The following is a 12,906-nucleotide window of genomic DNA, read 5'->3' as shown; positions in this document are numbered from 1 at the left end:
TGATATCAATGCGATCAATCGGGAACAAGCCGCTAAAGCAGCTTCCAGGCGATGTACACCAGCGTCAATGCGATTACCCACAGCGCCAGCCGGCCGGAGCGGGTGTAGCGCGCCTCGGCCTTGCCGATCGCGTGCGCGGTCCTTTCGTCGAAACGCAGGCCGTTTTCGGCCATCAGGTCGATCTCGCGCGACAGCCGCTCGGTGCGTGCGGCGAGGTCCGGCGCCTGGCGGGCCAGCGCCAGCAGCGCACTGGCACCGTCGCGCGCATCGGCCAGCAGGGCGCGCGGGCCGAGGTTGCGGGCAATCCAGCCGCTCACCACCGGCTCCGACGTCTTCCACATGTTGAAGGCCGGGTCGAGCGTGCGGGCGACGCCTTCGACGACGACCATGGTCTTCTGCAGCAGCACCAGCTCGGACCGCGTCGCCATGTCGAAGAGGTCGGTCACTTCGAACAAAAGCGTCAGCAGCTTGGCCATCGAGATTGTCTCGGCAGGCTGGCCGTGGATCGGTTCACCGATCGCCCGGATCGCCTGGGCGAAGGCCGCGACATTGTGCTGGCGCGGCACGTAGCCGGCCTCGAAATGGACCTCGGCGACGCGCTGATAATCGCGCGTGATGAAGCCGTAGAGGATTTCAGCGAGGAACCGGCGCTCCTTCCTGCCGAGCCGGCCGGCAATGCCGAGGTCGACGGCGACGATGGTGCCGTCGGCCTCGACGAACAGGTTGCCCGGATGCATGTCGGCGTGGAAAAAACCGTCACGCAGCGTATGGCGCAGGAACGACTGGACCAGGTTGGCGGCGATCGCCTTCAGGTCGTGGCCGGCGGCGGTCAGGCCGACAATATCGTTCATCTTGATGCCGTCGACCCACTCCATGGTCAGCACATCGCGGCCGGTGCGCTCCCAGTCGACCGACGGCACGCGAAAGCCGGGATCGTCCTTGGTGTTTTCGGCGAGCTCCGAAAAAGCCGCCGCCTCCAGCCTCAAATCCATTTCGATCTTGGTGGTCTGGGCCAGCGTCTCGGTCACCTCGACCGGCCGCAGCCGGCGCGACGACGGGATGTATTTTTCCTGCAGCCGGGCGGCGAGGAAATAGCTCTCGAGATCGCGAAAGAAGCGGCGGCGCACGCCCGGCCGGATGACCTTCACCGCCACCCGGGTAACGACGCCGTCCTGCAGGGTTTCGGCGGTATGGACCTGGGCGATCGAGGCGGCGGCGACGGCCTCGCCAAAACTGGCATAGAGCTCGCCGACCTTGCGTCCGAGCGAGGCCTCTATTGCCGCTATGGCTTCGGCCTTCGGAAATGTCTGCATCTTGTCCTGCAGCATGGCGAGATCGAGCGCTATGTCGTTGCCGACGACGTCCGGCCGCGTCGCCAGGAACTGGCCGAGCTTGACGTAGGATGGGCCGAGCCGCACGACCGCCTTGGCCAGCCGGTCGCCGCGCTCGTAGGCAAGCGCGCGGCGGCGGGTGAACAGCCGGGCCATGCGCCAGCCGAATTTCGGCAGGCCGAAGAGTTCGTCGCCGGGCAACGCCGCGATGACACCCTCGCGGACCAGCACCCAGCCGGCCCGCACGAGCCTGAAACCAGCGCCTATGCTGCTCATGGCTGGCTTTGCCTTGCCGGTTTCCTGAACTGGCGAAAGGCACGTCGGGCTATGAAAATGCGGGCCAGCCTCAAAGCTTCCAGCCCGAATGAAGCGCGGCGATGCCGCCGGAATAGTTGCGGAATGAGGCGCGCTCGAAGCCCGCGCGCGAGATCATCGCCGCGAAATTCTGCTGGTTGGGAAATTTGCGGATCGATTCGACCAGATAGGAGTAGGGCTCGCCGTCGCCGGTCACCGCCTTGCCGATCCGCGGGATGGCGTTGAACGACCATGCCTCATAGACCTTGTCGAGCAGCGGCATCTCGACCTCGGAAAATTCAAGGCAGAGAAAGCGCCCGCCAGGCTTCAGCGCGCGATAGGCTTCGGCAAGCGCCACATCGATGCGCGGCACGTTGCGGATGCCGAAAGCAATGGTGTAGGCATCGAAAGTAGCGTCGGCAAAAGGCAGTTCCTCGGCATTGGCCTCGACGAAATCGGTATTTGCCGACAGGCCCTTTTTCTCGGCTCGGTCGCGGCCGACGGCGAGCATCGAACCGTTGATGTCGAGAACCGTTGCATGGGCGTGCCTGGCGCTCGCCTCGACGATGCGGAAGGCGACGTCGCCGGTGCCGCCGGCAACGTCGAGAACGCGCCAGCCCGGCCGCTTCGGTGGATTGAGCCAGGCGACCATGGCGTCCTTCCACAACCGATGCAACCCGGCCGACATCAGGTCGTTCATCAGGTCGTACCGGTTCGCCACCTTGTGGAAAACATCATTGACCAGGGGCTGCTTGTCGCCTGGCCCTACCCGCTTGAAACCATAGGACGTTTCCATGCCGCCCGCAGCCGTGGTTCTTTCAACCGACATCGTTTTGATCCGCCATAAAATCGGCGGGACCATAGCCGATCGATGGTGCGGGCGCTATTGTTTAAGGCGCGGTGTTCGGCCGCGCTTCGAAGCAGGTTCCGGAAAAGCGTCGCACGGTTTTCCGACCAGAACCTGCGTCATAAGAAAAAGGCCTGACGGGATGATTGAATGCCTTTGAAAGCAGAACTGCACTGCCACATCGAAGGGGCAGCGGCGCCTGAACTCGTCCTCCGCCAGGCCGAGAAATACGGCAGGGATGCCTCGCCCTATATCCAGAACGGCTCCTTCGTCTGGCACGATTTCACCTCTTTCCTCGCCGCCTACGACTTCTCCTCCGACCTGTTCCGCACCGAAGAAGACTATGCGCGGCTGGCCGATCACTACCTGACCAGCCTCGCCCGCGACGGCGCCATCTATTCCGAGGTTTTCACCTCGCCCGACCATGCCGGCAAGGCCGGGCTGTCGCCGAAGGCCTATACCGATGCGCTCGGCGAAGGCATGGCCCGCGCCAAGGCGAAGACCGGCATCGAAGGCCGCATGATCGTCACCGGCGTGCGCAATTTCGGTGTCGAATCGATCGAGCGGGCGGCGCGTTTCGCCGCCCGCAGCGGGCATCCGCTGGTCACCGGCTTCGGCGTCGCCGGCGACGAGCGGATTGGCGATTTGGAAGATTATGTCAGGGCCTTCGAGATCGCCCGCGAGGCCGGCCTCGGCATCACCGTGCACGCAGGCGAATTGATGGGCTGGGAGAGCGTCGAGGCGGCACTCGACCATATCCGCCCCTCTCGCATCGGCCACGGCGTGCGCGCCATCGAGAACCCCGATCTCGTGCGGCGCATCGCCGACGAAGGCGTCGTGCTCGAATGCTGCCCCGGCTCCAACATCGCCCTGAAAATCTTCGACAGCTTCGCCAACCATCCCTTTCCTGCTTTGAGGGCGGCGGGCTGCAAGGTGACGCTCAACTCCGACGACCCACCCTATTTCTGGACCTCGCTGAAGCGCGAATACGACATCGCCGCCGAACATTTTGCGATGGATGACAAGGCGCTCACCGCCGTCACCAGGACGGCCATCGAGGCAGCTTTCGTCGACAGGAAGACCAGGGCGGCGCTGCTGGGCAGGCTCGGCGCCAAGGGCAGGTGAATGGTGAATTGCGAGCCTGGCGCTTCGGTCCGTCAACCGCGAGTTTTTCCGCGCAACCAAGGACTCGCAAACCAGTTCACTATTCACTATTCACCATACACCATTCACTATTCACCTGCGCAGTTCGGAGAACACCATGAAGGGCGTCACCGTCGTCGACCATCCGCTTGTCCAGCACAAGCTGACCATCATGCGCAAGAAGGAAACCTCGACGGCCGGGTTCCGGCGGCTGCTGCGCGAGATCTCGCTACTGCTCGGCTATGAGGTCACCCGCAACCTCGAACTGACCACGACGACGATCGAGACGCCGATCGAGACGATGGAGGCGCCGACGCTGGAGGGCAAGAAACTCGTCTTCGCCTCCGTGCTGCGCGCCGGCAACGGCTTGCTCGAAGGCCTGCTCGATCTGGTGCCGGCGGCGCGTGTCGCCCATATCGGCCTCTACCGCGACCATGAGACGCTGGAAGCGGTCGAATATTTCTTCAAGGCGCCGGGCGACCTCGCCGACCGGCTGGTGATCGTCGTCGATCCGATGCTGGCGACCGCCAATTCGGCGATCGCGGCGATCGACAAGCTGAAAGGCCGCGGCGCCACCAACATCCGCTTCCTCTGCCTGTTGGCGGCACCAGAGGGCCTCGAGCGTTTTACCCAGGCGCATCCCGATGTTCCGGTCTTCACCGCTTCCATCGACCGCCAACTCAACGAGAAGGGCTACATCATGCCCGGCCTCGGCGATGCCGGCGACCGTATGTACGGCACCAAATAGGTCCGTTTACCGATTGTTTACGCAAACGGCTGGTTTCCGCATTCGTTAAAGCGGCAAACACCTTGTCGGACTAAGGATCGGCAACCACAAAGGCCGGTCCATGCTGCGCAAGCTTCTCATCCTTGGCGTGTTTGCCGGAACGTCGGCATCGCTGCCGATCGTCTATCAGTCGAATCCACAGACGATCGAGCGGCTGTTGAAATCCGCCATCGGAGCCAAGCCGGCCGACACCCAAACCGACCTGAACCTCGCCGCCGTCCCGGACAGGCCGGCGACGCCGCAGCCGCTCGGCCGCAAGGTCGTCGTCACCGCGGACGCGCGCGGGCATTTCATGTCGGTCTTCAAGTTGAACGGCCGCCAGATCGAAGGCATGATCGATACCGGTGCGACGCTCGTCGCCATCAACAGCTCGACCGCGCGCAGGATCGGCATCTCGCTCAATTCGACCGACTTCAGCCATCAGGTCAACACCGCCAACGGTGCGATCAAGGCCGCCGTGGTGACGATCGACCGCCTGCAGATCGGCAGGATCACCGTCGAGGGCGTCGAGGCCGTCGTACTCGACGACAGGGCGCTGCACACCAACCTGATCGGCATGAGCTTTCTGCAGCGGCTCGAAAAATATCAGGTCGAAGACGGCACGCTGCTGCTGGTTCAGTGACTATCAGCGCGGCAGGATCCGCCGGATGACGGTTTTCTCCGCGGCCGGTTTGGAAGTCCCGATCGTATAGGCCGAAAGCACGGCGGCCGCGGCCGCCTCGGCATCCCCGGCATTGCGGGCATGGACCAGCGCCAGCGCCTCGCCGGTCCGCACTTCAGCGCCGACCGGCAGCAGCCTGGTGACGCCGACGGCGTGATCGATCCTGTCGTCCGGCCGCGTCCGCCCGCCGCCAAGCCCGACCACGGCAAGCCCGATCTCGCGGGTTGCTATGCCGGTGACAAAGCCGTTCGCGCTCGCCTTGACGGCGAATTCCGTTGCCGCTTTCGGCAGATATTTTTCCGGATTCTCGATGAAATCGGCGGGACCGCCAAGTGCCGCCACCATGCGCGCGAAGATGGCAGCGGCGCGACCGCCGGCCAGCGTCTCGGCGGCGCGACGCAGGCCGTCCTGGTTGGACGGCACCAGGCCTGCCGATTGCAGCATCTCGGCGGCCAGCGCCAGCGTCACTTCCTCCAGCCGCCGGTCGCGGAAGCGGCCGGTGAGGAAGTCGACGGCGTTGCGCACCTCGACCGCATTGCCGGCAGCGGACGCCAGCGGCTCGTTCATGCCGGTGACCAGCGCCGAGGCCCTAAGGCCGGCGCCATTGGCGACGTCGACCAGGCTGTTGGCCAGCACCGTTGCATCGCGCGATTTCTCCATGAAAGCGCCGTTGCCGACCTTGACGTCGAGCACCAGCGAATTGATGCCGGCCGCCAGCTTCTTCGACAGGATCGAAGCGGTGATCAGCGGCACCGATTCCACCGTTCCCGTCACATCGCGGATGGCGTAGAGCCTGGCGTCGGCGGGTGCGAGGTCGGCGGTCTGGCCGATGATGGCGCAGCCGGCTTCGAGCACGGTCTTGCGGAAGCGTGCAACATCCGGCTGGCTGATGTAGCCGGGGATGGCATCCATCTTGTCCAGCGTGCCGCCGGTATGGCCGAGGCCCCTGCCGGAAATCATCGGCACATAGGCGCCGCAGGCAGCGACGATCGGTGCCAGCATCAAGGAGACATTGTCGCCGACGCCGCCCGTCGAATGCTTGTCGGTGACCGGGCCGGGCAGATCCGACCAGTCGAGCACATCGCCGGAATCGCGCATCGCCATAGTCAGCGCCACCACCTCGTCGCGGCTCATGCCGTTGAAGAACACCGCCATGGCGAAGGCGCCGACCTGCGCGTCGGTAACGGTGCGGGCGGTCAGGCCCTCGATGAAAGCCGATATCTCCTCAGCCGAGAGTTTTTGACCGTCGCGCTTGCGGCGGATGATTTCCTGGGGAAGCATCAGGCGTCTACCCTGTGCTCCGGAAGCCCGTCCTGAAAAACACGCTGCAGAATGGTCGCCAGCCGCGCGCCGCCGACCGGCGCCATGTCCTTGGTCTCCTGGTGCGACAGCTCGGCTCCGGTCATGCCGGCGGCAAGGTTGGTGACGACCGAACAGGCTGCGACGCGCAGCCCGAGGAAGCGGGCGAGAATGACCTCCGGCACCGTCGACATGCCGACCGCGTTGGCGCCCATGATGCGAGCCATGCGGATCTCGGCCGGCGTCTCGAAGCATGGGCCGGAGAACCACATGTAGACGCCCTTGTGCAGCCTGGTACCGGTGGCCTTCGCGGCTTGCTCGATGGCGGAGCGGAGACCGGCGTCGTATGCTTCGGTCAGGCCGACGAAGCGGCGGTCGCTCGGCTCGCCGATCAGCGGGTTGGAGCCTGAGAAATTGATGTGGTCGGTGATCAGCATCACCGAGCCCGGGCCCATCCCGGGATCGACCGAACCGGCGGCGTTGGTGAGGATCAGCCTGGAGATGCCGAGGCCGGCGAGCACCTCGAGTGCAGGCCGCATCGCCGCCGCGTTGCCGTGCTCGTAATAGTGTGCGCGACCGGACAGCATCAGCACCGGCGTGCCGGCAAAGAGCCCCGCCACCACCTCGCCGGCATGGCCGCTGACGCCGCTTCTGGGGAAGCCCTGCAAGTCGGCATAGGAAATGCGCACCGCATCCTCGACCTTGTCGACAAGCCCGCCAAGCCCCGATCCCAGCACCAGCGCAGTGGTCGGCGCCAGCCCGTCCAGCCTTTCGACGAGGTGATCGAGTGCTTCCTTCATTTCAACACATCGCCCTGGAAGCCGTATGGCAGCAACTCGCCCATGGTCACGGTCTCGACCACGCCGCTATCATCGCAGAGATAGAACTTCGTTTCCGGCCGGCAGAATTCAGCCAGCCGCTGCCGGCAGCCGCCGCAGGGCGAGCATTTTGCCACGCGTTCGGCGATCACGGCGATTTCCGTAATCTTGCCGCCGCCACCCATGATGTAGTGGCCGAGCGCGGTGGTTTCGGCGCACCAGCCCTCCGGATAGGACGCGATCTCGACATTGGCGCCGGTGAAGACACGGCCGTCCTCGGTGCGCAACGCCGCGCCGACCGGAAATTTCGAATAGGGCGCATAGGCCTTGGCCATGGCGGCTTTCGCCGCTTCGAACAGATCACGAGCCATGATAAATCAGCGTTCCTTGACATAAGGCACGCCGCCGGCACGCGGCGGGATTGCCTTGCCGATGAAGCCTGCAAGCAGGATGACGGTCAGCACATAGGGCAGCGCCTGCATGAATTGCACCGGCACCTTGCCGATCAGCGGCAGCGGCGTGCCTTGCAGGCGGATCGACGCCGCGTCGAGGAAGCCGAACAGCAGGCAGGCGAACATGGCGTTGACCGGTTTCCATTTGGCGAAGATCAGCGCGGCCAGCGCGATATAGCCCTTGCCGGCGGTCATGTCCTTCACGAAGCCGCCATTCTGCACCATCGACAGGTAGGCACCTGCAATGCCGGTGAGCACGCCGGTGCAGATCAGCGCCCGATAGCGCAGCCAGGCGACCGATATGCCGGCGGTATCGACCGCGGCCGGGTTCTCGCCGACGGCGCGCAGGCGCAAGCCGAAGCGGGTGCGGAACAGCACCCACCAGGTGAACGGCACGGCCAGGAAGGCGAGATAGACCAGCACTGAGTGGCCGGAGATGAGTTCCGAATAGATCGGCCCGAGGATCGGCATGCTCCTGAGCGCATCCGCGCCCGGCCAGATGATTGTCTCGAAGCGCTCGCCGGCGGCCAGCGCCGGCGTGCGCCCGCCTTGCTGGAACCAGGCCTGGCCGAGCATGATCGTCGATCCGGCGGCAATGAAATTGATCGCGACACCGGAAACGATCTGGTTGCCGCGGTGGGTGATCGAGGCAAAGCCATGGATCAGCGCGAAGGCGACCGAAATGAGGATGGCCATGCCGAGGCCGAGATAGGCCGAGTGGAAGACCGAGGCGGCGGCGGCACCGGCGAAGGCCCCAACCAGCATCTTGCCTTCGAGCCCGATGTCGAAGACGCCGGCCCGCTCTGAATAGAGGCCGGCGAGGCAGGCGAGCAGCAAGGGGACCGACAGACGGATGGTCGAGTCCAGGACCTGTACGATGGCGTTGAAGAAATCCATCTCAGGCGCCCTTCCCCTTGACCGCTTCCATGCCGACCGATCTCGGGCTGAGCGAGGCGAACAGCGCCTGGACATAGGGCCGGAACATATGCTCGAGCGCGCCGGCGAACAGGATGACCAGGCCCTGGATGATGACGATCATGTCGCGGCTGATCGCCGGCATCTCGAAGGCGAGCTCGGCGCCGCCCTGGTAGAGCATGCCGAACAGGATTGCGGCAAGCACGATGCCGACCGGGTGCAGTCGCCCCATCAGCGCCACCGCGATGCCGACGAAACCGGCGCCCGAAACGAATTCGAGCGCGACATTGTGCTGGTCGCCCATCGTCGGGTTGAGCGCCATCATGCCGGCCAGCGCGCCCGAGATCATCATCGCAATGATGATGATGCGGATTTCCGAAATCCCGGCATAGCGCGCCGCTTTCGGGCTGTGGCCGTAGGTACGCATCTCGTAGCCGAGCTTGGTGCGCCAGATCAGGACCCACACCAGAAAGGCCATGGCCAGCGCCAGCAGCGAGCTGACGTTGAACGGCGCCGAACGGATTTTGGCGCCGAACAATTCGATGATCCAGTTGAGCTTCGGCAATTGTGCGCCTTCGAGGAAGGTGCGCGTCTGCGGCGCCATCGAGCCGGGCGGCTTCAGCATGCCCACCAGCGCATAGACCATGACGCTGGCGGCGATGAAATTGAACATGATGGTGGTGATGACGATGTGCGAGCCGCGCTTGGCCTGCAGATAGGCCGGGATCAGCGCCCACAGCGCGCCCATCGCCGCGGCGGCGATAATGGCGATCGGGAAGGTCAGCCACCAAGGCAGCACGCTGTCGAAGGCCAGGCAAACGATGCCGATACCGAGACCGGCGATATAGCCCTGGCCCTCGCCACCGATGTTGAACAGGCCGCAATGCGCCGCAACCGCCACCGACAGCCCGCTGAAGATGAAGGTGGTGGCATAGAAAAGCGTGAACGCGATGCCTTGGCCGCGACCGAAGGCACCCTCGACCAGGATGACCGCAGCACGCAGCGGGTTCTCGCCGACCAATATGACGACGAAACCGGCAACGACGAAGGCGACGAACAGATTGATCAGCGGGATCAGCACATAATCGGCCCAGGCCGGCAGCTTGGCATAGGGAGTGCTCATTCCGCGGCCTCCCGGTGCTCGACGCCGGCCATCAGCAGGCCGAGTTCGCCCTCGGTCGCGTCGGGGCCGCGCTCGCCGACGATGCGGCCGGCAAACATCACCAGAATGCGGTCGGAAAGCGAGCGGATCTCGTCGAGCTCGACCGAAACCACCAGCACCGCCTTGCCCTGGTCGCGCATCGCGATTAGGCGCTTGTGGATGAATTCGATGGCGCCGACATCGACGCCGCGCGTCGGCTGGCCGACGATCAGCACGCCGGGATCCTGCTCCATTTCCCGCGCCAGCACGATCTTCTGCTGGTTGCCGCCGGAGAAATTGGCGGTCTTGAGGCGGCAGTCCGCCGGTCGGATGTCGTATTTGACGATCTTGTCCCTGGCATCGTTACGGATGGCGTCGATGTCGAGAAACGGCCCCTTCAGATAGCGCTCGTCGTCCTGGTAGCCGAGGATCGAATTCTCGTTCTCCTCGAAGGCCAGCACCAGGCCGACATGATGGCGGTCCTCCGGCACATGGGCAAGGCCGCGCTCGCGCAGTTCACCGGGATCGGCGGCGCCGGTGAGGTCGATCGGCTTGCCGTCCAACGTGACCGAACCCGAAACGGCGCGCCTGATGCCGGAAATCGCCTCGAGCAGTTCGGATTGTCCGTTGCCGGCGACGCCGGCAATGCCGACGATCTCGCCGGCATGGATATCGAAGGAGACGTCGTCGACCATGGTGACGCCGCGGGAATCCTTGACCGTCAGGTTCTTGACCGCGAGCTTGACGCCGCCGGCCTTCGCCTCGCCTTTCTCGACGCGCAGCAGCACGCGCCGGCCGACCATCAGCTCGGCCAGCTCCTCGACCGTGGTCTTCCTGGTTTCGCGTGTCGCCACCATGGTGCCCTGGCGCATCACCGAGACCGTGTCGGTGATCGCCATGATCTCGCGCAGCTTGTGGGTGATCAGCACGATCGTCTTGCCCTGCTCCTTCAGCTGCCTGAGGATACGGAACAGGTGGTCGGCCTCGGCCGGCGTGAGCACCCCCGTCGGCTCGTCGAGGATCAGGATCTCGGCGCCGCGATAGAGCGCCTTGAGGATTTCGACGCGTTGCTGCAGGCCGACTGGCAACTCCTCGATGATGGCGTCCGGATCGACTTCGAGCCCGTATTCGCGCTCGAGCCGCTCCAGCTCGGAACGCGCCTTGGCGATGCTTTTCTTCAGCAGCGCATCGCTTTCGGCGCCGAGAATGACATTTTCCAGCACCGAGAAATTGTCGACCAGCATGAAGTGCTGATGCACCATGCCGATGCCGAGCGCGATCGCATCGTTCGGTGTCTTGATCGATGCCGGCTGGCCGCCGACACGGATTTCGCCGCTGTCGGCCTGGTAGAAGCCGTAAAGGATCGACATCAGCGTCGACTTGCCGGCGCCGTTTTCGCCGACGATGCCATGGATGGTGCCGCGCGTAATTTCCAGATTGATGTCGCGGTTGGCGCGCACGGCGCCAAAGCTCTTGTCGATGCCGATCAGCTCGATTGCGGCTTGCGCCATGCAGCCTGTTCCCACTGTTATTTTTTTACCGCTTGGTCAAACGCCTAGCATGACGCCCAGTCTGTGCCAATTGGGTCTGTGCCAATTGGCCGGAGCACGGTTCACTCTCGACAAATCCCGTCATGCTTGTCAATTTCCAACGTGGCCGCACCCTGCACAATCGCCTGATCGAGGAATTCAAATGACCATGCCCGACGACCGGCTGACGACGCTGGAAATCCGCGCCGCCGAGCAGGAGAAGACCATCGAGGAACTGTCCGGCCAGATCGCCGAGCAGTGGAAGGTGATCGAGCGCATGCAGCGCAAGCTCGACGCGCTGGCCGAGCGCTTCCTGGCGCTGGAGGAACAGGCCGCACCCGACGTGCCGGTGACCAAGCCGCCGCACTGGTGAGCGGCCTGACAATGCAAAACCGCCGGGCTTTCACCCGACGGCTCGTCAGCTCAGCAATGTCTGTCGATCAATACGGGCAGGCATTGTCCGACATGTAGTCGTGCACCTTGATGGTGCCGGCGATGATGTCGGCCTTGGCCTTTTCGACCGCTGCCTTCATCGCATCGTCGACAAGCGCCTTGTTGTTGTCGTCCATGGCGTAGTCGACGCCGCCTTCCTTGAGGCCGAGATCGTTGATGCCGGCCGTGAACTTGCCGTCCTTGGCATCCATGAAGGTGTTGTAGACGGCAACGTCGACACGCTTGACCATGGAGGTCAGCACCTTGCCGGGCTGCAAGCCGTTCTGGTTGGAATCGACACCGATGCCGAGCTTGCCCGCGTCGGCCGCCGCCTGCAGCACACCGACACCGGTGCCGCCAGCCGCAGCATAGATCACGTCGGCACCCTGGTCGATCTGCGTCTTGGCGATCTCGCCGCCCTTGGCGGGATCGTTCCAGGCTGCGGGCGTATCGCCGGTCATGTTCTGGATGACGTCGGTGGCGCCGGCCGCTTTGGCGCCGCCGACAAAGCCGCAGCCGAATCTGCGGATCAGCGGAATATCCATGCCGCCGATAAAGCCGACCTTCTTCGACTTCGAAGCCATCGCCGCCATCACGCCGACGAGATAGGAGCCTTCCTGCTCTTTGTAGACGAGGGAGCGGACATTGGGCTTGTCGACGACCATGTCGATGATGGCGAATTTGGTCTCGGGGAATTCCGTGGCAATCTTGTCAAGCGCATCCGACCAGGAGAAGCCCGCCATGACGATCGGATTGCGGCCATCCTCGGCGAAGCGGCGCAGCGCCTGCTCGCGCTGGGTGGCGTTGCTGACCTCGAATTCCACATAGGGGATGCCGGTCTCGGTCTTGAACTTTTCGGCGCCGTTGAAGGACGCCTCGTTGAACGACTTGTCGAACTTGCCGCCGAGATCGTAGAGGATCGCGGGTTGAATGTCCGCGGCGAAGGCCGGAAGAACCATTGCAGCTGCGGCCATAAGGCCGAGAACGATACGTTTCATGTGATCCACACCCCTGTCGGTTATTTGTCCATTATGCACCGCATGCCGGCCCGGTTCTCCGGCAGGCATTCGGCGTCAGGCAGGAGTGTCTTCCTCCCGCTTCGGGCCAATCTGGCACGGCCCGAAACAAAATTCACGTGGAATTTTGACCTGTTGGAAAAGCGTGGCGCCGCCAAGCGGCGCCCCACCAATTTTCGGTTTGTATTTTAAACAAATCCGCGCCCCCCAGACAACAGGGCAATGAGGATTGCGGGGTGTT

Annotated in this window: 14 protein-coding genes; 4 read left to right on the top strand and 10 right to left on the bottom strand. The window is 64.0% G+C overall.

Translation table 11 applies throughout. The features are described 5' to 3' along the window. Positions 1–32: 32 nt before the first annotated feature. Together ubiB and ubiE are read right to left on the bottom strand one after the other, a co-directional pair. Complete coding sequence (gene ubiB, locus NKH89_RS13820) at positions 33–1,607, bottom strand: 2-polyprenylphenol 6-hydroxylase (RefSeq protein ID WP_352909117.1); 1,575 nt, start codon at positions 1,605–1,607, stop codon at positions 33–35. Between the two features lie 70 nt (positions 1,608–1,677). Next, complete coding sequence (gene ubiE, locus NKH89_RS13815; RefSeq protein ID WP_352484649.1) at positions 1,678–2,454, bottom strand: bifunctional demethylmenaquinone methyltransferase/2-methoxy-6-polyprenyl-1,4-benzoquinol methylase UbiE; 777 nt, start codon at positions 2,452–2,454, stop codon at positions 1,678–1,680. Positions 2,455–2,622: 168 nt separating this feature from the next. On the opposite strand from ubiE, the gene NKH89_RS13810 reads away from it, so the two are divergent. From NKH89_RS13810 to NKH89_RS13800, 3 genes are all read left to right on the top strand, one after another. Further along, positions 2,623–3,597, top strand: a complete 975-nt coding sequence (locus NKH89_RS13810; RefSeq protein WP_352484651.1) for an adenosine deaminase — start codon at positions 2,623–2,625, stop codon at positions 3,595–3,597. Positions 3,598–3,733: 136 nt separating this feature from the next. Then, a complete protein-coding gene (gene upp / locus NKH89_RS13805) occupies positions 3,734–4,363 on the top strand; it encodes a uracil phosphoribosyltransferase (RefSeq protein ID WP_023675320.1) in 630 nt (209 codons plus the stop codon). Between the two features lie 100 nt (positions 4,364–4,463). Beyond that, a complete protein-coding gene (locus tag NKH89_RS13800) occupies positions 4,464–5,024 on the top strand; it encodes a TIGR02281 family clan AA aspartic protease (protein ID WP_023719011.1) in 561 nt (186 codons plus the stop codon). A 3-nt stretch (positions 5,025–5,027) separates the two neighbouring features. On the opposite strand, the gene deoA is transcribed toward NKH89_RS13800, so the two are convergent. From deoA to NKH89_RS13770, 6 genes are read right to left on the bottom strand one after another with little or no spacing between them, the layout of a single operon-like run. Next, the gene (gene deoA / locus NKH89_RS13795) at positions 5,028–6,344 is read right to left on the bottom strand and encodes a thymidine phosphorylase (protein ID WP_352494674.1); all 1,317 of its coding nucleotides are present in this window, start codon (positions 6,342–6,344) and stop codon (positions 5,028–5,030) included. Beyond that, positions 6,344–7,162: a purine-nucleoside phosphorylase gene (locus NKH89_RS13790; protein WP_023719009.1), complete on the bottom strand. Its 819-nt coding sequence runs from the start codon at positions 7,160–7,162 to the stop codon at positions 6,344–6,346. The genes deoA and NKH89_RS13790 overlap by 1 nt, the downstream gene beginning before the upstream one ends. After that, complete coding sequence (gene cdd, locus NKH89_RS13785; RefSeq protein WP_023719008.1) at positions 7,159–7,551, bottom strand: cytidine deaminase; 393 nt, start codon at positions 7,549–7,551, stop codon at positions 7,159–7,161. Before cdd ends, NKH89_RS13790 begins: the two co-directional genes overlap by 4 nt. A gap of 6 nt (positions 7,552–7,557) precedes the next feature. Further along, positions 7,558–8,529: an ABC transporter permease gene (locus NKH89_RS13780; RefSeq protein WP_352484652.1), complete on the bottom strand. Its 972-nt coding sequence runs from the start codon at positions 8,527–8,529 to the stop codon at positions 7,558–7,560. A 1-nt stretch (position 8,530) separates the two neighbouring features. Then, on the bottom strand, positions 8,531–9,670 hold the full coding sequence (locus NKH89_RS13775; RefSeq protein ID WP_352484653.1) for an ABC transporter permease: 1,140 nt from the start codon (positions 9,668–9,670) through the stop codon (positions 8,531–8,533). After that, the gene (locus NKH89_RS13770; RefSeq protein WP_023719006.1) at positions 9,667–11,199 is read right to left on the bottom strand and encodes an ABC transporter ATP-binding protein; all 1,533 of its coding nucleotides are present in this window, start codon (positions 11,197–11,199) and stop codon (positions 9,667–9,669) included. Before NKH89_RS13770 ends, NKH89_RS13775 begins: the two co-directional genes overlap by 4 nt. Positions 11,200–11,380: 181 nt before the next feature. Here NKH89_RS13770 and NKH89_RS13765 point away from each other — a divergent pair, with 181 nt between their 5' ends. Continuing rightward, positions 11,381–11,590, top strand: a complete 210-nt coding sequence (locus tag NKH89_RS13765; protein WP_031194007.1) for a SlyX family protein — start codon at positions 11,381–11,383, stop codon at positions 11,588–11,590. A gap of 67 nt (positions 11,591–11,657) precedes the next feature. On the opposite strand, the gene NKH89_RS13760 is transcribed toward NKH89_RS13765, so the two are convergent. Continuing rightward, positions 11,658–12,647 carry a BMP family lipoprotein gene (locus NKH89_RS13760; protein WP_352484655.1) on the bottom strand — a complete coding sequence of 330 codons (990 nt, stop codon included), beginning with the start codon at positions 12,645–12,647 and terminating at the stop codon, positions 11,658–11,660. Positions 12,648–12,722: 75 nt separating this feature from the next. After that, a partial coding sequence (locus NKH89_RS13755) for a hypothetical protein (protein ID WP_352909113.1) occupies positions 12,723–12,906 on the bottom strand: 184 nt, incomplete at its 5' end.

The sequence above is a fragment of the Mesorhizobium sp. M0923 genome, from assembly GCF_040319365.1.
GTDB lineage: Bacteria > Pseudomonadota > Alphaproteobacteria > Rhizobiales > Rhizobiaceae > Mesorhizobium.
Note: the sequence above shows the minus strand (reverse complement) of the source record. Positions and strands in the feature narration are given on the sequence as shown.

What these genes read in the sequence shown, in the direction of transcription:
- ubiB (WP_352909117.1), bottom strand. Translation starts at nt 1,607, where the DNA reads ATGAGCAGCATAGGCGCTGGTTTCAGGCTCGTGCGGGCCGGCTGGGTG.
- ubiE (WP_352484649.1), bottom strand. Translation starts at nt 2,454, where the DNA reads ATGTCGGTTGAAAGAACCACGGCTGCGGGCGGCATGGAAACGTCCTAT.
- NKH89_RS13810 (WP_352484651.1), top strand. Translation starts at nt 2,623, where the DNA reads ATGCCTTTGAAAGCAGAACTGCACTGCCACATCGAAGGGGCAGCGGCG.
- upp (WP_023675320.1), top strand. Translation starts at nt 3,734, where the DNA reads ATGAAGGGCGTCACCGTCGTCGACCATCCGCTTGTCCAGCACAAGCTG.
- NKH89_RS13800 (WP_023719011.1), top strand. Translation starts at nt 4,464, where the DNA reads ATGCTGCGCAAGCTTCTCATCCTTGGCGTGTTTGCCGGAACGTCGGCA.
- deoA (WP_352494674.1), bottom strand. Translation starts at nt 6,344, where the DNA reads ATGCTTCCCCAGGAAATCATCCGCCGCAAGCGCGACGGTCAAAAACTC.
- NKH89_RS13790 (WP_023719009.1), bottom strand. Translation starts at nt 7,162, where the DNA reads ATGAAGGAAGCACTCGATCACCTCGTCGAAAGGCTGGACGGGCTGGCG.
- cdd (WP_023719008.1), bottom strand. Translation starts at nt 7,551, where the DNA reads ATGGCTCGTGATCTGTTCGAAGCGGCGAAAGCCGCCATGGCCAAGGCC.
- NKH89_RS13780 (WP_352484652.1), bottom strand. Translation starts at nt 8,529, where the DNA reads ATGGATTTCTTCAACGCCATCGTACAGGTCCTGGACTCGACCATCCGT.
- NKH89_RS13775 (WP_352484653.1), bottom strand. Translation starts at nt 9,670, where the DNA reads ATGAGCACTCCCTATGCCAAGCTGCCGGCCTGGGCCGATTATGTGCTG.
- NKH89_RS13770 (WP_023719006.1), bottom strand. Translation starts at nt 11,199, where the DNA reads ATGGCGCAAGCCGCAATCGAGCTGATCGGCATCGACAAGAGCTTTGGC.
- NKH89_RS13765 (WP_031194007.1), top strand. Translation starts at nt 11,381, where the DNA reads ATGACCATGCCCGACGACCGGCTGACGACGCTGGAAATCCGCGCCGCC.
- NKH89_RS13760 (WP_352484655.1), bottom strand. Translation starts at nt 12,647, where the DNA reads ATGAAACGTATCGTTCTCGGCCTTATGGCCGCAGCTGCAATGGTTCTT.